This window comes from Brachybacterium sp. (assembly GCF_052095815.1).
In the GTDB taxonomy this organism is placed as follows: Bacteria; Actinomycetota; Actinomycetes; order Actinomycetales; family Dermabacteraceae; genus Brachybacterium.
In genome coordinates this window covers 31080-56379 of sequence record NZ_JBQDLF010000027.1, presented here as the reverse complement: position 1 = coordinate 56379, position 25300 = coordinate 31080, and the positions used below count along the sequence as shown (strand labels likewise).

The following is a 25300-nucleotide window of genomic DNA, read 5'->3' as shown; positions in this document are numbered from 1 at the left end:
GCGTGAATACCCGCCACAGCAGGGTCATTCACCACGAACCGCGAAGAGCCCGTAATGTTCGGCGCTTCCGGTGGTGGATTTGCGGCACTCTATTTTGCTGCCCACTACCCTGGGGCGATAGCCGTGCCAGTCAACCCGCAGACCGATCTTGCGAACTACAGTGCGGGGGCCGTGGGTCGATATGCAAGGCTCGGGTGGGGTCTCGAGGGAGTGAACCTCGTGAAGAAGATTCCGGCCGTCACGGATCTCAGGCGGCTTTACAAGCAGCCTCGAGACGTCTGCGTCTTCTACTTACAGAACTTGAACGACCGTACCCATGTGGACGGGCACTTTGAGCCGTTTATGAAATGTTTGCCCCCACAGCATTCAGTACATCCCGTATTGTTCCACGGGCCCGAGGGTCATCATCCACCAGCAAAAGAGATGACGACAGCAGTTCTATCGGCTGCTATCGATGGTGCAGAAACTCCGCCCACAGAACTGGCACTCCGTCTTGCCTGATTCGGCTCATTTCGTCAATGCGTGACCTATTCAGTCCGGATCGCTCCTAAGCATACTGCTCGGGCAACTGGCCCTTGATCCTATCTCGCGACCATTTCCAACTCTAGGCGGTCTTTCAGGGCATAGAACTTCTGGTAATTGGTAAGGAAGTGTTGATCGTCGGGCGCGATTTCGTCTATCACTCCGCGGAGCAGCGCGTCCTCCGCGTAAACGGCGCGAAGGAATCGAGTGAACGGGTTGGTCCCCGATCCGAAATAGGGGTAGATCGACAGGTTCGCGTGGGGGAAGGAATTTAACTCGATGACCACAGGCGAGTACGAGTTGAAATTCTCAGCCATGACATCGACACCTGCCGTACGCAGCCCGGGAACCGCCGCCACCGCGCGGAGCGCTATGTCCTTGATCTCATCAGACACGAGGTCGGTGACGATTGCCGTCTCGCCGCCGTAGGACACGTTGGAGATCGAAGAGAGGAGCACACGCTCACCCTGCTCTGGCACCTGTGAGAATTCTAGGCTGTATGCCTGCATGTATGAGCGAAGGTTGTGGTCCCTTGCAATCAACTTCTTGCCGAAGAAGGCGCACTTCGAGCGCTTTAGATTTTTCGCATCGATCAGCGCACTGATGGTGGATCTTCCATTACCGACCACGTAAGCCGGGATGCGTACCAGAACGTTGTCGACCGCGCCTTCAACGACAGTCACTCGCATTTCGAAGCCCGGCAACATTTCCTGGACCAGGACGTCCGGTTGACGAGTCTTCTTCTGCGCGTTCAAGCACGCAGTGAAGTGTTCGCGAAAATTATCCCGTGTAACGTTGAGGAATACTCCGCGGCCGAGCGTAAGCGCGCGAGCCTTGATCACCACCTGCGGCGCGTGACGAAAGGCCTCCCCGAGCGCCCGGTCGATGTCTTCCGCAGTGTAGACGGAAGTGAAGGGGGTGCGGACGCCCTTCTGCTGGAGGATTGTCGCCGTAGAGATCTTGTTGTTGCAGATGGCCCTCGTCGCCACTGAGCACCCGGGTAGCAACACGGGCTCGATATCCGCCATGTGTGATCCGTCCCTGCGCAGGAGCTGCACGTATCGACGGTCGCGACTGTCTTTGGCCACGCGGTACGGAACTCGAACTTCATCTGCGGCCGCGATATAGCCACTCATCACGCTGGTGAGCGTGCCCTTGCCATAGACGTTCTCCGAAGTGTCGGGAAGCCTGTCGAGGATGTGGTCGAGGTGCGAGACGTCCATAAGAGCCCTTCGTGAAGTGGGATTTTGAAGAATCGGATCAGGGCCATCCGTCCAAGGAGCCAATTCCAGTTGAGGTGCGCCGATAAGGGTCTCGGGCGGGCATCATCTCAGACTCTGGCGTACATGTTTACACGGACCGTGCTCTCCCGCTCGAGACATGGTCCCGATAGAGATCATCGAGTGCATTGGCAGCAAAAAAAGTTAGGTAAGGATTTCCTCGGTAGATCAGCTCCCACTGCATGACGCCCTCTTTGCGGTCTGCGGGATGCATGGAAAGGAAAGCGTCAATAATTCTGCGAGTATTGAACGGCGTGAAAGTCTCGAAAGCGACGTCGGTTTCGTTCAATAATTGAGCGTACCAGCGAGCGAGGCGATTCTCCCAGTACCAGACGTCTGTCAACTCGTAATCGGGATGAACGCTTTCGTATTGCTTGTGCACCTCCGAGCTGTCATGGATTTTAAGTGCTATCGAGGCAGGGTCGGACTTCTTGCTGGCTCGATTTTTCACGAGAGTTCGAAGCCTCCCGTAGGGATCACCCAATGATTGCGGTTGTGCGGAGATAAGTCGGCCGAGCCCGACCAGATTTCCGCGATAATGAAGCGAGCTTCGCGAACTGAAGAGCGCCATGTAGTCAGAGAGAAGCCATTGCCCGTGTACGCCTTCAGAATTTCTGCGAAGGGTGGCAATGTGGGCTGCCCTCCAGGCTCCCTGACCCTTCTCAGGCTTTGTGATGAACGTGTGTCTCGACGGCAGGAACGGTTGCAGCCTCTTCACGATGTCGAAGTCCAGCTTCATCGACTCATCCCACTTGCTCTGAGGCGGTGCTCCGGAATCTGCTCCAGCGTACGTATAGGTGAAAGAGGTGAGGGAGTTCGTAAATTTACCCGCCAGCGCCAGGAGAAGTCTAGAATCCTGGCCCCCGGTCATGGAGAATCCGACTTCGTCGGACTGGTATAGAGCATGGGCCAATTGTGATTCCCAGGATCCCATGACTGCAGAAAGCTTGGTTTCGAAGTCTTCAGACTTCGCTTGATTGGCATGAATGAGGAAGAATCGTTCCTGTATCGTTCGTTGCAAGTCCAGGCGATGGTTCGGGAGTAGCGCCAGAATGTCGGAATGAGCGGTAAACCGATTTCGCAGGTCGAGACGCAACGTGTCGATGCGATGAGGGCGGGACGGGCGGCCGGCGCACAGCCGCGCGAGCATGTCGAAGTGGGAGCCGACGAGGCCACTCACCACGTCGTAATAGACGGCTCGAGTGCCTGCGGCATCGTGATAGACCCACGTGCCCGATCTGCTCGAGATGAGGACTGCGTAGCGACCACCGAGGTCGTAGAGCTCATCTTCCAACGCGTCCAGTCCACCGTCGCGGAAGGAGTGCCAGAGTCGTGAAGCGACTGGCTCCGCTCGGTGGTTGCCCGGCTGCAGCGTGGTCTCAAGCACCGTCCCCACGAGAGCAAGCCATCCCTCGTGCGACGCGTGGATGTCGACAGGCGTGACTTCGTCATGATAGAGAATTTTCGTCCCTACCTGCTTCTTCGTGTAGTGCTCCAGGCTGTCGAGGAGTGATTCTTCGACATTCGTCAGGAGGAAGCCCCGTGAGTAGAGCAAAGGTGCTGGTGCGGTCATGTCTCTCCTTGGTGTGGGCCTGCGTGGCACAGCTCCCGGCGGTGACGGATCAGAGCGATGACCGGCTGAGAGTCCCGTCGATGAGGCCGCTCAGGATGACATGCTGAATGCCGACGGAATGCTTCGGGTGTGAGAGCTTTCCGTTCTCGGTGATAGCCCGCCACGCTTCTTCAGCGGTCTTGATCGTGCCCGGAGGGAGCGGCATCTGCTTCGCGGAGCCGAGGGCCACGTTGTACGCACCTCGAAGGCGCTCCCACGAGGGCAAAGACGCCGGAGTCGTGGTGCTTGCGCGCTGTTCAGCGCCGTAGAGCGAGCCCCGGATAGGGTACATCGGGTTCGCGTAGGTCATATCCCGGAGAGTGTCCGTGCCGGGCCTCTTCTCTGGCTTGTCGAAGGGCTGGCGGAGGAGGCCGGGAGCGGAGTTTCCGATGATGTCGTAGAGGAACTGGCCACGCTCCAGAGCATCACCGGGCAAGAGGTCCGTCGCCTGGTAGCTCGCTCTGCTAGAGAGCGGCTGCATCCGCACCGTGTTCTGCGCATGGAGCCCGCTGTGTATGCGGTCTCTGAACTCCCTGTAGTGCGCGACAGTCTTCGGGACACCGGGGTATTGGGCGTCCAGGATGTCCTGGGTGTGGTCGAACGCATCGCGCATCGCGCGGAACCTGGAGGAACCGGAGAACCGGTCCTCGAACTCTTTCAGCTTCGCGTGCGGAGAATCGATACTCCAATACGACCTATGTCCCTCGCCGCCATGACCGCCGACCGTGAAGTGGCCGACTGTGCTGCTCCTCGGGGCGAAGTAGATGGGGGTGTACGACCCGAGGGAGGTCTCCCACCAACGAGTCACGGGGTCGTATGCACCGACGCCATGCTTTCCTCGGGGGGCGGGCTTGTTGAGGTTCAGGCGAAATACCTTGCAGAGCCTCGTGGCCACTTCGAGGTCGTCGATCTGTGTCGGATTCGAGCGCATGAACAGTTGGTTGGAGTAATAGGTGGGGAAGTGCTGACGCAAGCTGAGGAGCAGTGACAGCACGACTCGTGAGTCCAGACCACCCGTCAGCTCAGCGGTGACGACGTTTGATGTGTGTCTGACGGCCGTGCCCAGCCGGCCGACCCAGAGACTCTGGAAATCCGAGAGTGCCCTTGCGTACGTTGCGTAGGCTTCCGGGCCGCCAGGCACGGACGCCGGCGCGGTGGAGAGCTCGCCTTCCCGTGTCACCTCGATGAGATAGGTCCGAGGAAGGAGGGTTATCTCCGCAACGGAGGTCTCGAAGGTTGAGCTCTGCTGCCAGAATGCGCCCGGGAAAGAGTGCGTCAAGAACGCGTGATCGTTGAGTGTGACAGGCCAGCCCTGGGAGTGAGCGAACTCCACGAGACTGCTGAATGAATTCGATACCGCCCATTCGTGCAGATGCCGGTAGATGTATACCTTGCAGTATCCCTTGTAGTCGGCGCCGATCTCGTAGCCACGAGGTGAAGGTCGGGCGAGGATGTAGCAACCGTCCTCGTGGTGCGCCAGCTGACTCTTTTTCTCGAGGGCCCAGTCCTCATATCCCTGCGCGCCGATGATGAGATCGACATTGCTGAATGCATAGCCGGTGAACTGGGATTCCGTGAAGTCTGATCCGCGGTGGATCACTACGGGCTCGAAATGTGAAAGCAATGTAACCTCACGTCCTTGTGTGCACTGGTGTTCTGGCCCTCAGGAGCCAGGGGTTCGTGCCTGTCATGTTCGTCGACCGCTCGCTGCTGTGACCGGATGGATAGCTTCTTGACAGCTCGCGGAGACTCCCGCGTTCGGTCGCGGCCCTCAGGCTAGTTCGCGGTACACGTCCGCGATAGTCTTCGCGATCTGCGTCCAGTCGCGGTGGGTCTCTACCCATTTACGCGATTGCGCACCGATTCGTTTCGTGTGCTCCTGGTCGTTGAGCAGCTTCGTGAGCTGCTCGATCAGGGACTCAGCGTTGCCCTTCTCGTGAAGGTACCCGTTCACGCCCGGTGTGACGATTTCCTTGAGGGCCGCGACGTCGGAGGCGATGACAGCCTTGCCCATCGCCATCGCTTCGAAGGGCTTGAGCGGGGAGACCATCTCGCAGACCGGCAAAGGCAACCGCGGGAACGGGGTGATGTCCACCAGCGAGTAGTAGCGCTCAACTTCCTCGTGCGGCACGCGGCCGGTGAAGGTCACCACGTGCTCGAGCTCGTGCTCCTGGACGTGGTTCTGGAATCGTTCGAGCTCGGCACCGTCGCCGACGATCAGTACGTGGAAATCCTCGCGCGAACGGTTGAGCACCTCTGCAGCCTCGAGGATCAGCTCGATACCTTCATAGTCCAGCACCGAGCCGACATAGCCGATGACTGTCTTGCCTGCTACTCCGAGTCGAGTTGCGAGTTCCTCGTCCCGGGCGATCGGAGTGAAGCGAGAAGTGTCGACCCCATTCGGGACCACTCGGATCTTTTCTCCATTTACACCCCGGTTGATGAGCTCCTCGCGGAGCGCCTCGGTGATCGCGAAGACCTGCGTGGCGCCCTTCGCGGCATCTGCTTCCATGCGGGCGATGTACTTGTACATGTTGCCCTTGGCCCACTCGGGGTTCCGAGAACCTCGGGTGACCTCCCAGAGGCCCCGAACTTCGTAGATCGACGGAATTCCGAGCTTGCGCGCAGTCTTCACCGCCGTGAGACCGTTCCAATGGTTCGACGCCGCGTGGATGATCGCGGGCCGTTGTTCCATGGCGAGCTCCGTGAGTGCACCGGAGTAACGCTCGGTGTAGTGGAATAGTGGGTTCTTCTTCTCAATGCCACGGCCCTTGAGCAGGCGCCGATAGTCGACGTTTCCCACCACTTCGTGGATCGGGACATCAGGCAGTTCTGCCTTGCCCGGCATGTCATAGGGGTAACCGAGGCGAGTGACCCCGTCAACGTCCCACCCGATACGGTTCAGCTCCGAAAGCAGGCCGTGGGTACGCGTGGCGTAACCAGCAGAGTTGTGCGGCAACGAGTTGTGCAGCAGGTAGAAGACGTGGTCCGGCTGCGCTTCGTACGCGGGCGTCTGCTTCATCTTCGGGAATGGAAAGCCCGTCTTGCCCAGCTGATAGTTGCTGACCGCGTTCCGTTGGACATCAGCTTGCAGCCGCTTCGCCCACGCATCCTCCGGCTTCAGCGCTCGGTATCGCTCCAGATACTCGACGAGCTGCTTCTGCTTGCCGGCCGAGCGGGCACGGCGAATCGCGCGACGCAGAGCATTGAGCGGCACCGCCTTCGCATCTGCCGACTTCAGGAGATCTGAGGCGACCCCTCGATTCCCGCGCGCGAGAGCAACGGTGATGTGAGCGCGTACGAGGTCGTTCTCGCCGATACCGGCGCTTGAGCCGATCGCTGTCAGCGCCTCGTCGGAGACAGCTTGGTCGAGGTAGGCCTGGTTGATCTGCACGATCGCGCGGCTGACCGGGTCGCCCGCGGTGCTGATGGTGTCGAGAACGGGGGCGAGCCGGTGCGGAATGGCGTAGTCGAGTGCTGCGCGGTGCTCCGCCGGGTGCGCGCTGACATCTGCAGAGAGGCGACCGAGTGCCCATACGTTTCGCTCGGTTGGAAGCTCCAGCTCTCGTACGAGCTCCAAATAGAGCTCGAGAGCGTCGACCTGGGCACCGTTTTGCGCAAGGGACAGCGCGAGGACCTCTTCGGCCGTGCTGCCGCGAGAGATGCGGACGAGGAAGCGCGCATATTCGAGCAGGACCTTGGTGTCGAAGCCCGACGCAGCGACGGCTCCGCGGAAGCGAGGGAGGGCCTTCTCTGCTCCGGGGGCATCCTGAGCGAGCTGGCGCAGCTCCGCGAGGATTGCATCGATCGCGGCAGTTTGCTCCTGCTGAGATGCCTGCATGCGACTTTCCGAAGCCTTCCCGCCACGGAACCAGGACTTGCCGGTTCCGGAGTTGTTGGCCTGCGTCATCGCCACAACCCCTTGGTGTCGACGACGATCTTCTCATTGAGGAGCTCACGGTCGATCGCCTTGAAGGGGTCGTGGTCCACCATCAGAAGCACGATGTCCGCACGCTCGATGGCGGCGCCCAACTCCACGAGCTCCACGTTGTCACGCTCGGCGAGTTCGCGGGGGAGCTTATCGACGTTCGGCTCCACGACCAGTACGGTGCCTTGGGAGAGGCGCTCGGCGAGCGCGCCAGCAATGTTGCGGCTGGGGGACTCGCGCAGGTCATCGATGTTGGCCTTGAAGGCGATGCCGAGGGCGGCGACCGTCGGGCTCTTGAACTTGTCGGCCTTTTCGAGAACCTTCTCGATCACGAGCTCGGGCTTGGAGTCGTTCACCTCGCGGGCCGTGCGGATCAGGTTGGAGTGCTCACGCTCAGCAGAGACGATGAACCACGGGTCCACGGCGATGCAGTGGCCGCCCACGCCGGGGCCGGGCTGGAGGATGTTCACGCGGGGGTGGTGGTTGGCGAGATCGATGAGCTCCCACACGTCGATGCCCTGGCGATCCGCGATGATCGACAGCTCGTTCGCGAAGGCGATGTTCACATCGCGGAAGGCGTTCTCGGTCAGCTTCGCCATTTCGGCGGTCTTCGCATCGGTCAGGAGCAGCTCGCCGGTGCAGAAGCTCGCGTACAGATCGCGGTTCAGCTCCGCGGCCTCGCGGGTGGTGCCGCCGATGATGCGGTCGTTCTCGACCATCTCGATCATGATGCGGCCCGGGAGCACGCGCTCAGGGGCGTGGGAGAAGTACAGGGAGTTCGGGAGGTTCGGCTCGTCGGTGAACTCGGGACGTGCATCGAGGATGACCTTCGCCATGTGCTCGGTCGCACCGGGGGGAGCGGTGGACTCCAGAACGACGAGCTCGCCGCCCTTGAGCTTGGGGGCGATACCGCGTGCCGCGGCCTCGATGTAAGAGAGATCAGCGTCGTGGTCGCCCTTGAACGGGGTAGGGACCGAGACGATGTAGGCGTCGGCCTCCGGGGTCTCGAGCTGCGCGCTCAGCTTGCCCTGCGCAACGACTCCGGCCAGTACGGACTCGAGCCCGTCTTCGACGAAGGGGACCTGGCCGGCGTTGATCGCATCCACACTCGACTGCTTGACGTCGACGCCGATCACGGTCTTACCGGCCTGTGCCAGAACGGCTGCGGTGGGCAGGCCGATATAGCCGAGGCCGATGACACCGACCGTATCGAGGGGGACGTTCGGGCTCATCAAGCGCTCCTGGAAGGTGGGGGGAGGGAAGGTCCGGGCCAGAGTATCTTCTGTGCAGTTGTCGAGCATTAGAAGTGTCATCGGTTGTCGCGGGAGCAACAGCTTTTGTTCCACTATGTTCGATATGTCCATATGCTGTATGGCTTTGACTTGGGCAGTGGAGTCCAGGCCCGACTCCCCATCCCAGCTGATCAGGCACCCCCGCCATCTGAGGCTGGCGAGCTGTCCACTTGCTCCAAGTGCAGGAGAGTCACCGTCCCGGGGGCGCTGGTCACCGTGAGGGGGTCTGCCTGGCCCAGTCCAGCTCCCACGAAGTCACTGGACATCTCTGCTGGTGCAGTGAGTTGGCTGTCCTGACCGTCGAGCGTCTTTCCGGAGAGCTGGCTTCCCTCCGTGAGCGTCCATGAGTCAGGTGCGTCAGCAGGTAGTCCGCTCGGAGCACTGATCTCCAGCGGGACGGCAACTGAGGTTGCAGGATCGCGCATGTCCACGAGCATCAGAGCCAGCGACCCGTCATCGCCCAGCACGCCGTGGACCATCACCGAACCGTCCCCGGACACAGCGGGGGAGAGGACCTGCCCGTCCGGCAGATGCCCGAGCTGCATTAACGCGAGATAGCTGGACCGTCCGGTGACGATCAGTCCGGGCTCGTCGAGATCGCCGGTTGCACAGACCGGACTCATCGGCGCCCCGCCTTGGCAGGCCTGAAGAGTGGCATGAAACGCCGTGCGCTCGACCCCGAGCTCTGCTGCCGTCAACACGTAGTCGATGGTCCAGAGAGCCTGGGCATGGGTGCGGGACGTGTCATTGGTGCCTGGGCATGACGTAGGCCCGGTCTCCTCGATCCACAGCGGAAGATCGTGCTCCGCGGCGACCTCCGCCCCCATACCGATGATGTGACGGGCCTGTTCGCGGAGCGCGGGGGAGGTCAGATCCTCGACCGTCGGATTGGCGATCGAGGAAGCCGGACCGTTGCAGTCCCATAGTGGGTACCAATGCAGCGTCAGGGCCCGTTGCTCGGGAATCCCCGATTCCGTGAACGCCCGCCACCAGGGAGCGTCGTAGGCGCCGGGCCCGGCGATGGGAAGCCCTGGGGCTTTCTCTTCCAGTGCCGCTGAGTACTCCCGCAGCGACTCTTGGTATGCCGCAGGATCCCAGGACTCGCCGCGTACAGCGAGCTGGGGCTGATTCGGATGGAAGTACCCGTTCGGCTCGTTGCCGATCGCTACGGCGAGCAGGCGGTCACCGAATGCCTGTTGCGCATGGGAGGCCATGTCGGCAGCGCGCTCGGGATCGTCGTGTCCGAGATCCAGGGCGATCGTGACCTGTGCGTCGACCTCGTCCGCCACAGCGGCGACCCGATCGAGGTCCGCGGGGGTGACGGTGGCCTCAGCCCAGTCGGGGGCTGGCTCTTCGGTGGAGGTCCACCACATGCGGCGGTCCACCCCGTTGCCACCGAACCGAAGCACCGGCCGGTCGAGCTCGTCGAGAGTGAGTGTCAGATTCGATTCGTCCGAGTTCCAGATCGGGTTCGCGAGCTCGGTGGCATCGAAGCTCAAACCGATGTTGCCGCCGGTGGTGACTGCACCAGGCTCGAGGGCGAGCGAGACCGTGACCGGTTCGCCAGTCGCCTCTTCGAGAGGGGTGAGAGTCAGCGGGCCCGGATCCGAATCGTAGCCAGGCAGAGCCGTCGACTCCCATGCTGGGGGAGGAGGCGGTGGCGCGGAGGAGGTCGGGGAGTTCGGGCCCTCAAGCGGCGCGCCGGAGGTGAAGAGAGCTGACCGCTGGGTGACCAGACCTGCCACGACGATCAGCACCACTACCAGTGAGGCGGCGCCGAGCATCCACCATCGGCGGTGGGTCACCGCTCAGACCATGATCTGTGAGTCGTTGCGCCCGAACCAGGCAACATCGCCACTGGCCAGCAGCTCACGGTCGCTCGCGGACCAGGCGTGCCCGCCTGCGTCGCCGTGGCGCATCTGGGTGAAGTTGAACCGATCGGCGGAGTAGATCCTCCCGTCGGCCTGCCCCACTGATTCGAGGAACGCGGTGTCCTCGCCGCGGCTCACGTCTTCGAAGGGATGCGCTCGGAAGACGTCGCGGCCGGCGGTGATGGTCGGCCCCATCACTCTGTCGGTGAAGCGGTGCTCCATCCATGGGAAGCGCAGCAGCGTGGCGTTGGTGCCGGCGAGGTACATGTAGTGGGCGTGCTTGCCGACCACCTCCGCCCCGGTGAACTCGCGGGCGCGCAACAGATCGTGCAGATAGAAGTCTCCGTAAAGGTCGTCGTCATCCATCTTTGCGCACACGGCCCCGTCGGCCCGCTCGACGGCTGCGTTCAAGCAGGCGCCGAGGCTCCAGCTGCTCAGGGCCTCGAGGACCACGACGTTCTCGATACCGAGGTCCCGAGCGCGTTCGGCTGTCTCCGTCGGCGCCTCGAAGCCATGGGTGATCAGCAGCAGCTGCCGCTCCATCCCGGCCTGATGCGCCACCTGATCCACCAGATGATCAAGCTGTTCGGGCCGATTGGTGGCGGCCATGATGCTCACTGCGGGCAGACTGCCTCCGCCGACCAACCCGGTGGTGCCGGCCAGCTCGCCGAGATCCACCGAGTCCAGCACCTGCCGGGCCCGATGGGTGTAGGTGTGCTCGTGCCAGATCCTGCGCTGTGCCAGATGCACCGTTCGATCTCGCAGTTCGGGCGAGCGGACGAGAGCGCGCACCACGTGCGCGGCGTCCTCGCGGGAGGTGGCCTGCGGAACCTCCTCGGCTGTGAAGAATTCCTCGATCGCCGGAGAGGGTGCCGAGACCACGGGCGTGCCCGATGCGCTGATCTCGAAGATCCGTCGGGCGCACATCGACGGGCTCGTCACCACGGAGTTCACGTTGAGGAACACCTTGTATGCCTTGTACGCCGTGAGCATCCGGTCGTAAGACAGCGAGCCCACCACGCGATCGGCGAGCTTCCCGGGGAACTGGTAGCGCTCGTCGTCGCCCAGGAACCTCGAGAAGATCTCCAGACCTGTTTCCATCGTCCCCGAGGCATCCAGCGCCCCGCCGAGAAGCATGTCCATCTGCTCGCGCCGCTCGGGGAACTTGTGCGCGAAGTACATGCCGGCGAAGGCGACATCCCGCTCCTGGTGGCCATGTTTGGGCCGGATCGGGTTGTGCACTGCGGACTGCGCCGCGAACGGCAGCACCTCGATCCGGTCGTGCCCAAGTTCCTCGCGGTAGCGGGGAAGCAGCGTGACGTCGGTGGTGAAGACCTGGTCGAACAGCTTGGCGGTGTCTAAGAAGTCCTCGAAGTGCGGAGGATCCTCTTTATTCCAGAACACCGTGGGGATGCCGTGATCGCGGCAATGCGCGACCAGCTCTCGCAGCGGCGCGCTGGGCGCCTTCGAGCCGGTCAGCTGGTACTGCCAGGCATCCTTGTTGCCGTGCCAGGCGGACTCCACCAGCAACAGATCCACCGGCTTCTCGGCCAGCTGTTCGCGCCACGATCCGGGTGTCACAGCGACCGTCTCGAACTCGTATGACCATGCGAGCATCGAGAAGTCGTCAAGGATCACCGCAACGCGCAGGCCGGGGAGGTGTGGAGCGCGCTCAGGGGTTTTCGCGGCAGGGAAGGAGAGGTGTCCTTCGCCGTCGAAGGAGCCGACTCCATCTCCGATGCCGTAGGACGCCGTGCGTCGGCGTCGCTGCCAGGTGCGCAGCTGTGAGAAGCCGCCGGTGCGTAGATGCCACAGTCCCGTGCGCAGGGTCTGGAGGGGGGACGAGAAGGACTGCGCGGGCATAGGCACCTCTGGTCGGGGGAGCGGGAGATCGGGCGCTCCATGATCCCATGGTGACCTGCCTCGCAGAGTGGTGTCACCATCGGGTGCCGGCCGGTCGATGGACGCTGTCACGAGCGCCACAGGTCTTCGGCAACCGTGGGGGCGACAGAGTCGACGCGGGTACTCTGACGGGCCCGAGGCAAATAGGTCGATCGACGGAGGTAGTAGGAGAATCGTGGCCGAGCAATCAGACGAGCAGTCATCTGTGCGAGTCACCGTATACGGCAGCTGCGTAGCACGGGACTCCGTGGATCTCGCTGGCCACGGCAGGTTCACGGTCGTCGATTACATCGCGCGCCAATCCCTCCTCTCCGCCGGCCAGGACGTCTCTGAGAAGTTTCCCGCAGAGGCCCAGGTCGCGCATAACTTCCAGCGGCGCATGATGGCATCCGACTTCGCCGGGGATGTCAAGGACCGCGTCAAGGGAGCGCGGGGAAGAACCGACATCCTGCTGTGGGACCTCACCGATGAGCGTCATGGTGTGCACGTGTTCGATGATGGGACAGCAGTGACCCGCAGTATCGACCTGGTCGCGGTGCCCGAGGCGCTCGCCGCCGTCGAGGGCACTCGCCATATTGCTTTTGGGACCGATGAGCACTTCGCCCTGTGGGCCGAACGTGCCGAACAGTTCCGCAATTATCTGCGAACTATCGGCCTGTTCGGAAGGACGGTCGTACTGCAGATGCCGTGGGCGAGGTCCACGGTCGATGGGCAGGAGACGCCAGGAAGCATGGGCACCACCGCCCAAGAGGCGAATGAAACGTACCCTCGGTACTACAACCAGCTCCGCGAGCTCGGTTTCTCAATTTTGGAGTTCGCCGAGGACGAGGTGCTGGCGGATCCCGAGCATCGCTGGGGCCTCGCCCCGTTCCACTACACGCAAGACGTGTATGAGGAGATCGTGGATCGGCTGCTAGCGGCGCGCGAGGATTCTGCGGGCTGACTGCATCGGCCTGTGCCTGGCGATCGCTCAGCTCTGCATCGTCTATCTGGAAGCCGGGCTCTACCAGGTCCAGGGCGCACTGCGGTAGAACGAGACAGCGGTCTAGTCCCCGCTGGTCCGCCACCCATCGAAGCTGACTCACAGGGTTATGACGTGGCGCGCGTTTTGGCATCGGTGCGTGAAGTCATGACGCTGTCGACCGAATGCGGACGCCGCTACTCGACTACGTCACCCCTTCACGGACCCTTTCATCCCGTCCATGATCTGCCGCTGCAGGATCAGGAAGAAGATCACGATCGGGATGATCGAGACCATCGATTCGGCAGCGAGCGAGCGTTCGTCGGTGCTGCCGATGCCCGCCAGGTAAGCGGCACTGTTCGTGGTCCCCGCGGGATCCGCGGAGCTCACCGCGTTGCTGACCGCCATGATCCCGACCATCGACGTCTTCGTACTGGTGTCGTGGGTGACTCTGTAACCTGCGGTGGAGGCGCTCTTCCGGGTCAACGGACGGTACTGATCATTGGAGCCTCGCCCAGCCCGCTGCCGACGAGCGTGCACGACAAAGGGCGGCACCGCTGGTCGTGCGTCGATCCCACTCGTCGCTTGTGGTGGTCGGGGAGCAGTGCAGGGGCCCTCGGGCCCACACGCCCGAACAGTCCGATTGGTGATAGTCCAACTGATCCGTGCGGCATTCCCTTGATCACGGTGATGCCATAACTCGCGAAACCCTGTCGGCGATGTCGCGCTTCCACAGAACGTCACTCCCGCCTCAGCGCCGCTCCCAATGCCACGGCTCGTTCTTCGCCTGCCAGGTCGTCTGCCCGAAGCCGAACTTGCTCGCATTCCTCACCAGCCAGGTGTGGGTGGTATCGCCGCGCGTGACCTGGATGTCCACTGCTCCGCGATCCGCATGGCCGTGCGGGGAGGTGCCGGGGTAGGCGGCGCGGGGCCGGCCGTAGAGCACCAGCATCAGGATCTGGCGATCGATCGGCCTGTAGGCGTCGTTCAGCCGGAAGGTGCGGCCGGTGTCCGTCGTGAACGCACGCTGCATGGCCAGGAACGGGGCCGCGGCGGCGTTGGGCAGGGTCCAGTTCGGGGCGATGATCGTCTGCTCCCGGGCCGAGAGCCGGCCGTTGGAGCCGTCGAAGATCTGATTCGGGGTCGAGATGATCCGCGACCAGGTGCGCTGGTCCACGATCCCCGTGGCGGGCAGGCCAAGGGTGCGCTGATAGGCCATCACCGCGGCGCGGGTCCCTGACCCGAACACCCCGTCGGCCTTGGCCCCCACCTTGACCTGGACTGCGTACACGTCATCGCCGCGCGATCCGGTGGACAGGGTGCGATAGGCGGGCATCTTCGTCCCCGCCGGGGTGCTGGGCGGCGGGGTGTCGCGGAACATGTACGAGGTCAGCTGGCCACCCTTGAAGGACTGGTAGGTGATACCGGAGCTGCCGGTGCGCTGGTTCCCGATCGGAGCACCCAGGTAGCTGGTCATGCCGCCGAGCGAGCGGTAGTAGTTGTACATCGTCCCGGTGACGGAGAAGGTGAACCCGTCGGTGGTGAAGATCCCGCCGCGGTCGAACTGCAGGCCCACGGTGCCGGCGGAGGAGAGCTGCGGGGTGATCGGCATCCCGAACGCGGCCTGGCCGCCCTTGCCGTCGTACACCGCCCGGGTGGTGGTGTTCAGCAGCACCGAGGTCTTCTTCGACGGGGAGTACAGCACCGAGCCGCGCTGGAAGTCCTGCCGGAGGCCCGCGCCGTAGCGGTACTGGTAACCGGTGGGGTTGCCGATCTTCGACTTCCCCCCGGTCGAGGCCCAGTGGGTGCCGGTGGGGCCGCTGGCGAGCCCGCGCTGGGAATCGGTGCCCAGCACCTCGAGCCGGTGGATCATCACGGCGATCGCGTCGCGGTGGATCTGCTCCCCGGGACGGAAGGTCCCGTCATTCCAGCCGGTGGTCACGCCGTTCGCGAAGCCCCAGGACATCGCCTCGTAATGCTCGGTGCGCGGGGTGATGTCGGTGAAGGGGGAGCGGGCCGGTGCCGGAACGCCGCCGCCATAGGAGCGGTAGAACATCGCGAGCGCCGCGTCACGGTCGATCGGGGCCAGCGGACGGAAGGTGCCGTCGGCCCAACCGTTAGTCACGCCCGTCTGCGCCGCCCAGGAGATCTCCCGGTAGAACATATTGCTCGTGGGCACATCCACGAAGCGGCTGCGCTTAGGGGCCACGTAGTTCGTCGGCGCGTGGACGCGGTAGAGCATCGCCACGAAGGCATCACGGTTGACGTCCTCGAGCGGACGGTAGGTGCCATCCGGCCAGCCGGTGGTGTAGCCCTGACGCTGCATCCACAGAATCTCGTCGGCGTACATCATCCCGCGCGGAACGTCCTTGAAACCGACCTTCACCGACGCCGGTGCGATGGCCGCGGAGGCACGCAGGGTCATCGGCGAGGCAGTGAGGGTGGCCGGCTCTGCTGCGACGGCCGGTGCCTCGAGGGCGGTGCCGTCTGCAAGCATGTCCGTGCCCTCGGGCAGGTCGGTGCCCGGTGCGGTGTCCTCACCGGTGAGGGTCTCGAGGACGTCGCTCTCGCCGCTCTCGACACCTTCGCTGCCCTCGGCGTCGTCGATGCCCTCCGTGCCCTCGATGTCTTCGACGGTCTCGGGGCCCGGTGCGTCCTCCAGCTCCGACGGAACTTGCTCGGTGTCCTTGCCAGCGGCGGGGGAGGAAGCCCCTGTGGTCGGGTCCGTCTCGAGCCCGAGCTCGGGCTCCTCGCCGGACAGGTCAGGGGCGGAGGGGCCCGGGATGGAGGTGTCCGGGGCGGGCAGAGCAGGAGCCTGCTCTGCCTCGGTGGTCTCGTCGGCCGCCTTCGCAGTGTCGCCGGTGGGATGCTCGGCAGGTTCTGCCGCTGGGTCAGCGAACTGCTCCGCAGGCTGCTCGACGGCGTCTGCGTCCGCGTTCTCGCTGCGCGCCGGGGCGGCCGGCTCGGTCAGGGTCTCCTGCGAGATGGTGGGGGCGCTCACCGCATCGGACCGCGCGGGCTGAGCATCGGCCGGAGCCGGAGCCGGAGCCGGTGCGGCGCTCGCGGTGACCGCGGGAGCGGCCGGGATGGCGTCGTCCGCGTGGGCGATACCGGCGGTGAAGGTCAGGCCGGCGAACGCCAGGGCAGTCCAGCCCACCACGCGCACGGACCGGGGGAGAGGACGTCGGGAAGCACTGAACGCAGGCACAGAAGGGCATCATTTCGAGAGTCGGGCGGAGCGCCCGAGCAAGAGGAGGATGCCGGCGGGAGCGGAGCCATCGCCGGACACTCAGCACCGTAATCGACCGGCAGATCCTGCGGAAGGGTCATGGGTCACTGCAGGGCGACAGTTGTGTGAAATGCGCCCGATTCCTGGCGCCACCTGCCCGTTTACTCCGATTTAGCCGAAATGCGTCACCCTGCGGAGCTGCGACCCTCTGCCTCCTCGGCGTCCTCGCCCATCTCCTCGATATAGGCGCTGAAGATCTCCGAACGCAGCGCCTCGACGCTGGTCTTGAGCGTCCTGCGATCCTTCTTCGTGGCGCCCGGCGCCTTCAGCAGCTGGGCCGCCCGCTCGCAGCTATCCAACCGCTTCGCCCACTCCTTCGCCCTGCGCACCTCGCCCTCGTCATCCGCCGACTCTGCGAGATAGTCGACCTGCTCCCGCAGCACTGCGACGGTGGTGAGCACGCCATCGGGTTTGCTGGTCGTCGCGCGCTGCAACCTCGCCGCCTGCTCCTTGACCCCCTCCCACACCTCGGGATGCGAGGAGAGCCAGCGCGCCCCGGCCGCCAGCAGCGGAATCGCCCACTTCGCGGCGTTCACCGCGGTGCTCGTTCTCGATGAGCTCAGGATCAGCTTCTTTCCGGCCATGGGGTGCGCTCCTTCTGTTCGCAGGGTGCGGGCTCAGGGGTGGCCGCGCGTGCGGTCGAGGGACGCGATCTGCTGCGCGCCGTACTGAAACGATAGCGAAGGGTTCAGGCCAGCAGCGGCTCGAGCTGCTGCCACAGCGGCTCGGACAGCTGCCGGCTGAAGGTCTGGGTGAGGTGGTGGTGGTCGCGGAATACCGCGGTGTCCCCGATGATCTCCGGGCAGGTGCGGTCGTTGCAGAAGTACCGGGTGAGGTCCACGTAGGTCGCGTCGGTGCCTGATTCAGCGACCGCGCCCGCCTCCGCGGTGACCAGCGGCTCGTCGAACGCGGCGGTGCGCGGGGTGGCGCAGCGGTCCGCGGCCTCGGGGTTCTTCGCCAGGCAGTGGTTCGGCGCCTTCTGCTGGGTGGGGACGTCCCGCATCACCGCCACCTCGGGACCGTCGATCTTCTCCAGGGTCTTGGCGAGGCCGTCGTGCCACTGGGCATCGACGTCGGCCCCCTCCTGGGGCAGGATCCGCTCGCGGTTGGTGAAACCGGCGAGGATCACGAGGTCCGGCTGCTCCTCGTCGATCCGCTCGAGCACCCCCTGGCGCCACTGGGCGCAGGAGTCGTACGGCCGGTTCAGGAACTGCTGCTCGGTCTCCAGCGGCAGGCAGGAGTTCTTGGTGTTGCTGTCCAGGCGGATCTTCCCCTCGCTCGCGAGCTGCTCGAGCGCCGGGAACCAGCTGGCGGCGTGCGAGTCCCCGAGCAGGAACACCAGCGGCGCCTCCGCCTCCTCACCGATCCGGCAGCCGCTCGGATCGGAGTTCTCCTCGTCGCGGTGGCAGCCCTCGTCATAGACGGACGGGTTATCCGCGGCGACCGCGTCGAGAGTGGGGGAGAGGTTCGCCGGGACGAAGTCCGTCCCGGCCGGGTCCAGCTCCTGCTGCTCCGGCGCCGCCGTGCGCTCGGAGGAGACCGCCTGCTGCGGAACGATCCGGGAGACGCCGGCCGAGGTGGCGACCACCGCGAGCGAGGCCGCCGCCGCGACCGCGCCCGTCAACCAGGCGGGCCTCGCCCGCAGCGCCGGCCAACGGATCACGGGGCGCTCCACATATCGATGCAGCAGCCAGGCCAGCGGCACCGCCAGCGCGCCGAGGCCCAGCCGCACCGCGAGCGGCAGCGGCTCCTCCGCGAACACGGCGGCCTGCGGGATCACCTGCAGCGGCCAGTGCACCAGATACAGCGAATAGGAGATCGCGCCCACGAACTGCATTGGCCGGAGCCCCAGCAGGCGCGTGGCATTGAGCTGTCCGGGGGCGGCACCGCCGATGATCAGAGCCGCCGTGGCGAGCACCGGCAGCGCCGCGGTCCAGCCCGGGAACGGGGTGCCCTCATCGAAGCTGAGCGCCACGGCCGCGAGCCCCGCCAGGCCCACCCAGGCCAGCCATCCGGTGCGCGCATCGTGCAGCCACCGCGCCCCGGATCGCGCGCCGGACCGCAGCGTGAAGGCGACCAGTGCGCCCACCCCGAGCTCCCACGCCCTCGTGGGCAGGGAGAAGAAGGTCCACGGCTGGGAGACGCTCATCAGCAGCACGCAGGCCAGGAAGGACACCGCGGTGAGCACTGCGGCGAGGAACATCAGCCGGCGCTCGCTGCGCCGGCACAGCCAGAACCCTGCCGCCAGCAGCAGGGGCCAGAACAGATAGAACTGCTCCTCGATGCCGAGGGACCAGTAGTGCTGGAACACCGACGGAGTGGTCTCGGCGAGGTAGTCCGTGCCCTCCTGCGCGAAGTGGAGGTTCGGCACATACAGCGCGGTCGCCGCCGCATCCCGGAGCACCTCCTGCATCAGCAGCGGCGATATCCAGATCCACGCCGCGACCACGGAGAGCACCGCGACCAGCAGCGCGGCCGGCAGGATCCGTCGGGCGCGCTTCGCGTAGAAGGCGCCGAAGCGGATCCGGCCGTCCCGCTGCAGGGACTCCAGCAGGTGGGTGGTGATCAGGAAGCCAGAGATCACGAAGAACACGTCCACGCCCACGAACCCGCCCGAGAGCGCGGAAACCCCGGAGTGGTAGAGCAGCACGAGCATCACCGCCATGGCCCGCAGGCCCTGGATGTCGGGGCGGAAGCCGGGCTTCGGGGCGGGGGCGGCGGATGCGGCAGTGATGCGCGAGGTGCTCGCGGCAGGGGCGGTCACGAATCTCCTCGAGGTGGACGGCACCGAAGAGGATAACGAAACGGTTACGGATGTGCAGTCAGGCGCTTGCGCTCGGTGAGCTATCCCGCCTGCTTCATCGTCTCCGGCCTCACCGCCGGTGCCACGAAGGGCTGATCCGCCCGCCGCTCACCGCCCGTGCGCGACGGCCGGGATCTGGGTGGCGAGCTTGCCGCCGGAGATGTCCAGCAGAGCGCCGGTGAGGTAGGAGGCCTGGTCGCTGGCCAGGAAGATCAGCAGATTCGCGACGTCGTCCGGGCTCTCCCAGCGGCGCAGCGAGAGAGTGTCCAGCAGGCGGTCCTGCGCCTCAGTGGGCATCTCGGCGAAGCCGTTCATGGCCGTGGGGACCATGCCGGGGGCGTAGGCGTTCACGGTGATGTCCCAGGGCCCCAGCTCCGAGGCGAGCACCCGGCTCAGCTGCACCACCGCGGACTTCGACGCCGCGTAGGCGGCGCTGCCGACGCTGGGGACGATCGCGGCGAAGGATGCGGCGTTGATGATCCGGCCGCTCCCGGCGCGCTTCATGTGCTCGGCCACGGCCTGGCTCATGAGGAACACCCCACCCACGTTCACGTCGAAGCAGGTCCGCCACTGCTCCCATTCGAGCTCCGCCACTGTCCCCAGCATGTTGATGCCCGCGTTGTTGACCAGCACATCGATGCCGCCGTGACGGCGCGCGACCTCGTCCACGGCGGTGCGGACGGAGTCCGGGTCCGTCACGTTGCACACCACCTGCTCGACCGGATGCGCGGAGGCATGTTCGTCGCCTTCTGGTGACGGGACCTCCGGGAAGGCGAGGTCGAAGGCGGTCACGCGGGCCCCTTCGGCGGCGAAGCGCTGCGCGATCACCGCGCCGATGCCCCGGGCCGCGCCCGTCACGATCACTGTCTTGTTCCGCAGGTCCAGCTCCATCGCCTGTCCTCTCCGCGCTCGCACCACCGTCGGCTGTGACGGCAGGATCTGAAAAAGCATACTATTGCGGCGCACGTATCGCACCGTCGGCGAAAGGACCTTCATGGCCGCCACCACCCTCCGCACCGTCTGGATCACCGGCGGCGGCAGCGGCATGGGCCGCGCGAGCGCGCTTACCGCCGCGGCCGACGGCTGGGCCGTCGCCCTCAGCGGCCGCCGACGCGACGCGCTCGAGTCCGTCGCCGGCGAGATCACCGCTGCGGGCGGAACCGCGCTCGTCGTCCCCCTGGACGTGCAGGACCGAGCCGCGATCACCGCCGCCGCCGAAATCGTCACCATGCACTTCGGGCGGCTCGATGCACTCGTGCTCGCCGCCGGGCTGAACACTCCGCAGCGCCGCTGGGACGACCAGGACCTGGGCGAGTTCGAGGCCATCGTCGCCACCAATCTGACCGCGGTCGCCGCCACCCTCGACGCCGCCCTGCCCGCCCTGCGTGAGAGCCGCGGTGTGGTCGTCGCGATCTCCTCCTACGCCGGCTGGACGTTCCAGCCGGGCGCGGGAGTGGCCTACTCGGCCAGCAAGACAGCCATCTCCTCCCTGCTCCGCTCGCTCAATCAGCAGGAAGCGATCCATGGGGTGCGTGCCTGCCACCTGTGTCCCGGCGATGTCGCCACCGACTTCCTCCAGCAGCGCCCCGAAGTGCCGGACGCCGCCGCGCGGGCCGTCATGCTCACCCCGGAAGACATCGCCCGCTCGGTGCAGTTCGTGCTCGAGGCACCTTCCCATGTGCGGATCGATGAGCTGGTCATTTCACCCGTCTCCTCGGCATGACCGCCCGCGTCACCGCGTTCGCGAGGGCCCTGGACCAGCTGGGCCGGGAGATTGTGGACGGTGAGCTGCCTGCCGGGCACGCCGATACCGTCGACGGCCTCGTCGTGCGCACCGGGGCCTCCCGATCCGTGGTGCGAGAGGTGACCCGCGTGCTCACCTCCCTCGGCATGCTCTCCGCCGGCCGACGCGTCGGATTGCGAGTGCTCGCCCCGGAGCACTGGGACACCCTCGATGCGCAGGTGGTGCGCTGGCGGCTGGCCGGCCCCGACCCCGCCGCACAGCTCACGGAACTGCGCGCCCTGCGCCTCGCGATCGAACCCGCCGCCGCTGCCGACGCCGCCCGCGCGGTGGGGGAGCGGCCTGTCGCGGCACTCGCCGGGCGGGAAGCGCTGCTTGCTCTCGAGCAGGCTGCTGTCATGGTGCAGGCAGCCGCCTCGGCTTCGGACCCTGCTGAGTTCCTCGCGGCCGACCGTGCCCTGCACACCGCCGTGCTCAGCCTCTCCGGCAACGCCATGTTCATCCGCCTCGGTGCCGTGATCGAGGAAGGGCTGCGTGACCGTGCCCTGCGCGAACGCGCTGGCCTGCCACCGGAAGCGCACGATCTCGCGCTGCATCTCGAGGTCGCCCGCGCCGTCGCCGCCGGGGAGCCAGCCGCCGCCGAGGCCGCGATGCGGGAGATCATCGAGCGAACCCACCCGTGACGCGAGTGCTCCACGCGCAGCCACAGCTTCACCACCGTGTCCCGCGGAACGGTTACCTGGTCCCGGTCGCATCCTCCAGCGCGAACCGGATCGTGAAGGTGGAGCCGCTGCCGGGTCGTGAGTGCACGCTGATCTGTCCGCCGTGGGCGATCACGAGTCGCCGGGTCAGGGACAAGCCGATCCCGTGACCGGGGATGTCGCTGTGACGGGTGGTCTCGGTGCGGTAGAAGTCGGTGAACAGGTTCGTCTGCTCCTGGTCGGACATCCCGATCCCGGAGTCGATGATGTTCAGCTCCGCATGGTTGTTGTGCACACAGGTGTGCACCCGCACGGTGCCGCCGCGCGGGGTGTACTTCAGCGCGTTGGAGAGCAGGTTCCCCACCCGGGAGCGGGCGAATATCGTGCCTACCTACAGCACGGAGACACGATCATCGACATCCCCCGCAGCAAGACCACCTTCCAAGTGAACGGGAAGACGGTGAGCACTCAGATCGCCGATGACGAGCTCGTCAAGATCGGGGCCGGGCTGTCCCTCTCGCAGACGATGAACGCTCGGATCATCGTCGAGAAGAAGACCCCTGGCTCCGAGGAGTGGACCTCCGCCGCCACCGGAAAGATCCACATCGACGGCCGCCTGCTCCTGCAGAACTCCGTCTACTGCGGGTGGAGGTGATGGCCGGCCGCGTCGCCCGTCGTGCGGCCGCGGCGGTGATCACGATTCTGCTGGCTCTCGGCCTCGCCCCGGCCGGATATGCGTCCGGCGACCACCTCGAGGTCTCCGTCGACGGCGTCACCTGGAGCCGAGCGCTGCCCGATGCCCTCTTCGAGGGCGACATCGTGCTGGTGCCCGGTGAGGCGACGGCGAGCCGGCTGCACCTCCGCAGCACCGCGCCGACCGTCGGCGTGCTGGAGCTCGCGCTGCAGGACGTCACCGCCTCCGATCGCGATGCCGCGACATCCTTCGGTGTCCAGCTCGAGGTCACCGGCGGGCACTGGGACGCAGCCGTCACCGGTGGCCTTCCCCGCACCCGTTTCGCCGATCTGGACGAGAACACCCGCGTCGGCGCTCCCATCCATCTCGAGCCCGGCGAGGCCGTCACGATGACCCTGACCATCGACCTCGACGCGCACGCGACCGGCACGACGTCGCAGAACAGCGCCATCGGCCTCGACCTGGCCATCACCTTCACCGATGCTCTCGTCGCCGGGGAGGGCGTGCCCGGGCCCGGCACCGCAGGCGACGGCTCCCACGGCTCCAGCCCCGCCGGCGACGGCCCCGACGGCACCGGTGGCGGGGCGGCAGCTCCTGGGCGGATCATCCCGGTCCTCGGCACCGAGGGCCCGGGGTCCTTCGAGGACCCTCACCGCACCGCTCCCCAGTCCGAGGAGCGGCTCCCTCCGGCGGATCCTCGCCCACGGAGCTCGGATCCAGAGCTCCTCGCGATCACCGGCAGCTCCGCGGCCGGGAAGCTCGCTGCCGGAACGGCGCTGCTTCTCCTCGGCGCACTGCTGCTGTTCCTCTCCCGTAGGCCCCACCAGGAGACGCCATTACCACCCGCCGTCCCCGTCGCGCCGCCGGCGTGCTCAGCACGATCCTCTCCGGTCTCAGCGCCGGCGTGCTCCTGCTGATCCTCGGTCTCGGCGTGCTCACCATCGTGCTGCCCGCCCTCGTCGGCGGGATGCCGCTGTCGGTGCTCACCGGGTCCATGCGCCCCCACCTGCCGCCCGGCACCCTGGTGGTCATCAAGCCCACCCCCATCGAGGAGATCGAGGTGGGGGACGTGATCACCTTCCAGCTCGAATCCGGACGGTCCGCCGTCGTCACCCACCGCGTCATCGAGCGCAGCATCGACAGCGCCGACGGCGAAGTCTGCTTCACCACCCAGGGCGATGCCAACAACACCCCTGACCCCGAGCCGGTGCGGCCGGCGCAGGTGCGCGGCACCGTCTGGAATGCCGTGCCCTACCTCGGCTGGGTCAACCAGGCTGTGGACGGCCAGACCCGCTCCTGGGCGATCCCCGCGCTCGCCGGAGCGCTGTTCGTCTACGCCGCGTGGACGTTCGGGACCGGAGTACGGGAGAAGGTGCGAGAGCGACGTCAGGAACGAGATGCTGTGGGGGTGGCTGCAGCGGCTGAGCGCGACGACGGGCATTAACAGGCCCGAAGGGGGCGTGTATCTAGCGGCTGAGGGACTGGTTGGTCAGGCTGCGGGGGTCATGGCCGTCGGCCGTGGAAGCAGAACGGCGGCCGGTCGAACCTGCTCAGCTCACCTGAGGAGGAAGGTCATCTGAGGGGGAAGGCCTCGACCAGGAGCTTGAAGACCCAGCGCTCGGCCCTTCGCTGCTCGCTCTCCGTACCGGCCAGACCATCCATGAGGGCCTGACCGAGAGAGGTGAATCGGATAGCGTGGCCCACCACGAGATGGTCCAGCTCTGGCCATTCGGCCGCGACTAGAGGTAGGCCTCTTTCGGGTGGGGACTCTCGCAGGTTCAGCATCGAGGCGATCAGCGCGGGATCGGCCACATAGATTCGGGGGACCTCCATGAGTCCGGCACCAGGGCTCTCGAGGGCAGCGGCGATGTCGGAGACGGCGTAGTCGAAACCAGCCTCATCGATCCGCAGCGCGAGTTCCCGCCAGTGGCGCCCGTGGTCAACGAAGAGGTGAGGCATGGTGCGACGTCCCTGCCTGGAGATCCGAGCACCGATGCGGACCACCGTGCTGATGTCCGTGGTCGTTGCCGCGTCGGAGAGCCATCCCGCGCGGCGCCACCGGTCCCACCACACCTTCAGCTCCTCCGGACCGCTCAGCGACGAGAGTGCAGCGCAGTCCGGCGGGCCCGCGCCGGTATGGCTCAGCACGTGATCGAGTACGAGACGGGCAGCGACGGAGGCGGTGGCGTCCCCGGTCGGAGTGATGCGCTCTCCGCAGATCTGAAACCCCGACGCTTCCAGAATGCGACTCAGCGTCCCCCAGGTGGGGTCGATTTCGCCCTTCTCGATTCGCCCGACGGTGGACGGGCTGATCCCGCACAGCCGTGCGGCTTCCGCACGGGAGATTCCGAGCTGTTCGCGAGCGTCGAGCAGGATTCTTGAGGCATCCATCGGCGTGCTGCCCCCTTGGTGCGAACGGTGCGTCGCTGCGAGCTAAGTGGTCGGTCTGCGCGAGCCGGACAGTCGAGCTGCGCGAGCCGGACGGTTGAACTGTGCGAGCCGGACGGCCGAGCTGCGCGAGCTGGACAACCGAGCAGAGAGAATCGGGTGGCCGAATGACGAGCCTGCGCGACGTGTTCGAGCATGGTAACTGTCGGGGGGGGGGGGGTGTTTTGGGGGGGGGCAGAAGAGACAGCACCCGCCACAAAACGCCCCCCCCCCCCCCCGCGCCCGGGGGGGGGGGCCGGGGGGGGGGGGGGGGGGG

Annotated in this window: 20 protein-coding genes; 6 read left to right on the top strand and 14 right to left on the bottom strand. The window is 65.7% G+C overall.

What is annotated here, in order from left to right; genetic code table 11:
- Positions 1 to 581: 581 nt before the first annotated feature.
- From ACTH43_RS11650 to ACTH43_RS11620, 7 genes are all read right to left on the bottom strand, one after another.
- A complete protein-coding gene (locus tag ACTH43_RS11650; RefSeq protein ID WP_441445068.1) occupies positions 582 to 1745 on the bottom strand; it encodes an ATP-grasp domain-containing protein in 1164 nt (387 codons plus the stop codon).
- A 127-nt stretch (positions 1746 to 1872) separates the two neighbouring features.
- Positions 1873 to 3375, bottom strand: coding sequence for a hypothetical protein (locus tag ACTH43_RS11645; RefSeq protein WP_441445067.1), 1503 nt, complete (start codon positions 3373 to 3375; stop codon positions 1873 to 1875).
- A gap of 49 nt (positions 3376 to 3424) precedes the next feature.
- Positions 3425 to 5014, bottom strand: a complete 1590-nt coding sequence (locus tag ACTH43_RS11640; RefSeq protein ID WP_441445066.1) for a hypothetical protein — start codon at positions 5012 to 5014, stop codon at positions 3425 to 3427.
- Positions 5015 to 5185: 171 nt separating this feature from the next.
- A complete protein-coding gene (locus ACTH43_RS11635) occupies positions 5186 to 7324 on the bottom strand; it encodes a glycosyltransferase (RefSeq protein ID WP_441445065.1) in 2139 nt (712 codons plus the stop codon).
- Positions 7321 to 8574: a UDP-N-acetyl-D-mannosamine dehydrogenase gene (gene wecC, locus ACTH43_RS11630; protein ID WP_441445064.1), complete on the bottom strand. Its 1254-nt coding sequence runs from the start codon at positions 8572 to 8574 to the stop codon at positions 7321 to 7323. The genes ACTH43_RS11635 and wecC overlap by 4 nt, the downstream gene beginning before the upstream one ends.
- Before the next feature lie 191 nt (positions 8575 to 8765).
- Positions 8766 to 10439: a hypothetical protein gene (locus ACTH43_RS11625; RefSeq protein ID WP_441445063.1), complete on the bottom strand. Its 1674-nt coding sequence runs from the start codon at positions 10437 to 10439 to the stop codon at positions 8766 to 8768.
- 3 nt (positions 10440 to 10442) lie between these two features.
- Entirely contained in the window at positions 10443 to 12368 is a 1926-nt protein-coding gene (locus ACTH43_RS11620; protein ID WP_441445062.1) for a glycosyltransferase family protein, read from the bottom strand.
- A 97-nt stretch (positions 12369 to 12465) separates the two neighbouring features.
- Between ACTH43_RS11620 and ACTH43_RS11615 the strand changes: the two genes are divergently transcribed.
- Entirely contained in the window at positions 12466 to 13350 is an 885-nt protein-coding gene (locus ACTH43_RS11615; protein ID WP_441445061.1) for a DUF6270 domain-containing protein, read from the top strand.
- Positions 13351 to 13578: 228 nt separating this feature from the next.
- On the opposite strand, the gene ACTH43_RS11610 is transcribed toward ACTH43_RS11615, so the two are convergent.
- The 5 genes from ACTH43_RS11610 to ACTH43_RS11590 all read right to left on the bottom strand — a co-directional run bounded on the left by ACTH43_RS11610 (position 13579) and on the right by ACTH43_RS11590 (position 20351).
- Positions 13579 to 13776 (bottom strand): hypothetical protein, encoded by a 198-nt coding sequence (locus tag ACTH43_RS11610; RefSeq protein ID WP_441445060.1) that lies wholly within the window; start codon positions 13774 to 13776, stop codon positions 13579 to 13581.
- A gap of 343 nt (positions 13777 to 14119) precedes the next feature.
- Complete coding sequence (locus ACTH43_RS11605) at positions 14120 to 16525, bottom strand: S-layer homology domain-containing protein (RefSeq protein WP_441445059.1); 2406 nt, start codon at positions 16523 to 16525, stop codon at positions 14120 to 14122.
- A gap of 257 nt (positions 16526 to 16782) precedes the next feature.
- Positions 16783 to 17241: a hypothetical protein gene (locus ACTH43_RS11600; RefSeq protein ID WP_441445058.1), complete on the bottom strand. Its 459-nt coding sequence runs from the start codon at positions 17239 to 17241 to the stop codon at positions 16783 to 16785.
- 104 nt (positions 17242 to 17345) lie between these two features.
- Positions 17346 to 19421, bottom strand: coding sequence for an acyltransferase family protein (locus ACTH43_RS11595; RefSeq protein ID WP_441445057.1), 2076 nt, complete (start codon positions 19419 to 19421; stop codon positions 17346 to 17348).
- Between the two features lie 147 nt (positions 19422 to 19568).
- The gene (locus tag ACTH43_RS11590; RefSeq protein WP_441445056.1) at positions 19569 to 20351 is read right to left on the bottom strand and encodes an SDR family NAD(P)-dependent oxidoreductase; all 783 of its coding nucleotides are present in this window, start codon (positions 20349 to 20351) and stop codon (positions 19569 to 19571) included.
- 103 nt (positions 20352 to 20454) lie between these two features.
- Between ACTH43_RS11590 and ACTH43_RS11585 the strand changes: the two genes are divergently transcribed.
- Both ACTH43_RS11585 and ACTH43_RS11580 read left to right on the top strand, forming a co-directional pair.
- Positions 20455 to 21183 (top strand): SDR family oxidoreductase, encoded by a 729-nt coding sequence (locus tag ACTH43_RS11585; RefSeq protein ID WP_441445055.1) that lies wholly within the window; start codon positions 20455 to 20457, stop codon positions 21181 to 21183.
- Positions 21180 to 21884, top strand: a complete 705-nt coding sequence (locus ACTH43_RS11580) for a FadR/GntR family transcriptional regulator (protein WP_441445054.1) — start codon at positions 21180 to 21182, stop codon at positions 21882 to 21884. The genes ACTH43_RS11585 and ACTH43_RS11580 overlap by 4 nt, the downstream gene beginning before the upstream one ends.
- Before the next feature lie 52 nt (positions 21885 to 21936).
- On the opposite strand, the gene ACTH43_RS11575 is transcribed toward ACTH43_RS11580, so the two are convergent.
- Positions 21937 to 22266, bottom strand: a complete 330-nt coding sequence (locus tag ACTH43_RS11575; protein ID WP_441445053.1) for a sensor histidine kinase — start codon at positions 22264 to 22266, stop codon at positions 21937 to 21939.
- A gap of 96 nt (positions 22267 to 22362) precedes the next feature.
- Here ACTH43_RS11575 and ACTH43_RS11570 point away from each other — a divergent pair, with 96 nt between their 5' ends.
- From ACTH43_RS11570 to ACTH43_RS11560, 3 genes are read left to right on the top strand one after another with little or no spacing between them, the layout of a single operon-like run.
- Positions 22363 to 22557: a hypothetical protein gene (locus tag ACTH43_RS11570; protein WP_441445052.1), complete on the top strand. Its 195-nt coding sequence runs from the start codon at positions 22363 to 22365 to the stop codon at positions 22555 to 22557.
- On the top strand, positions 22557 to 23513 hold the full coding sequence (locus tag ACTH43_RS11565; protein WP_441445051.1) for a hypothetical protein: 957 nt from the start codon (positions 22557 to 22559) through the stop codon (positions 23511 to 23513). The genes ACTH43_RS11570 and ACTH43_RS11565 overlap by 1 nt, the downstream gene beginning before the upstream one ends.
- Complete coding sequence (locus ACTH43_RS11560) at positions 23465 to 24040, top strand: signal peptidase I (protein ID WP_441445050.1); 576 nt, start codon at positions 23465 to 23467, stop codon at positions 24038 to 24040. The genes ACTH43_RS11565 and ACTH43_RS11560 overlap by 49 nt, the downstream gene beginning before the upstream one ends.
- Positions 24041 to 24168: 128 nt before the next feature.
- Here ACTH43_RS11560 and ACTH43_RS11555 read toward each other — a convergent pair whose 3' ends face one another.
- Positions 24169 to 24987: a helix-turn-helix domain-containing protein gene (locus ACTH43_RS11555; RefSeq protein ID WP_441445049.1), complete on the bottom strand. Its 819-nt coding sequence runs from the start codon at positions 24985 to 24987 to the stop codon at positions 24169 to 24171.
- Positions 24988 to 25300: the final 313 nt, after the last annotated feature.

Excerpts from the sequence above, each read along its gene's own strand:
- ACTH43_RS11650 (WP_441445068.1), bottom strand. The coding sequence starts at position 1,745 with ATGGACGTCTCGCACCTCGACCACATCCTCGACAGGCTTCCCGACACT.
- ACTH43_RS11645 (WP_441445067.1), bottom strand. The coding sequence starts at position 3,375 with ATGACCGCACCAGCACCTTTGCTCTACTCACGGGGCTTCCTCCTGACG.
- ACTH43_RS11635 (WP_441445065.1), bottom strand. The coding sequence starts at position 7,324 with ATGACGCAGGCCAACAACTCCGGAACCGGCAAGTCCTGGTTCCGTGGC.
- wecC (WP_441445064.1), bottom strand. The coding sequence starts at position 8,574 with ATGAGCCCGAACGTCCCCCTCGATACGGTCGGTGTCATCGGCCTCGGC.
- ACTH43_RS11620 (WP_441445062.1), bottom strand. The coding sequence starts at position 12,368 with ATGCCCGCGCAGTCCTTCTCGTCCCCCCTCCAGACCCTGCGCACGGGA.
- ACTH43_RS11615 (WP_441445061.1), top strand. The coding sequence starts at position 12,466 with ATGGACGCTGTCACGAGCGCCACAGGTCTTCGGCAACCGTGGGGGCGA.
- ACTH43_RS11610 (WP_441445060.1), bottom strand. The coding sequence starts at position 13,776 with ATGGCGGTCAGCAACGCGGTGAGCTCCGCGGATCCCGCGGGGACCACG.
- ACTH43_RS11600 (WP_441445058.1), bottom strand. The coding sequence starts at position 17,241 with ATGGCCGGAAAGAAGCTGATCCTGAGCTCATCGAGAACGAGCACCGCG.
- ACTH43_RS11590 (WP_441445056.1), bottom strand. The coding sequence starts at position 20,351 with ATGGAGCTGGACCTGCGGAACAAGACAGTGATCGTGACGGGCGCGGCC.
- ACTH43_RS11585 (WP_441445055.1), top strand. The coding sequence starts at position 20,455 with ATGGCCGCCACCACCCTCCGCACCGTCTGGATCACCGGCGGCGGCAGC.
- ACTH43_RS11580 (WP_441445054.1), top strand. The coding sequence starts at position 21,180 with ATGACCGCCCGCGTCACCGCGTTCGCGAGGGCCCTGGACCAGCTGGGC.
- ACTH43_RS11565 (WP_441445051.1), top strand. The coding sequence starts at position 22,557 with ATGGCCGGCCGCGTCGCCCGTCGTGCGGCCGCGGCGGTGATCACGATT.
- ACTH43_RS11555 (WP_441445049.1), bottom strand. The coding sequence starts at position 24,987 with ATGGATGCCTCAAGAATCCTGCTCGACGCTCGCGAACAGCTCGGAATC.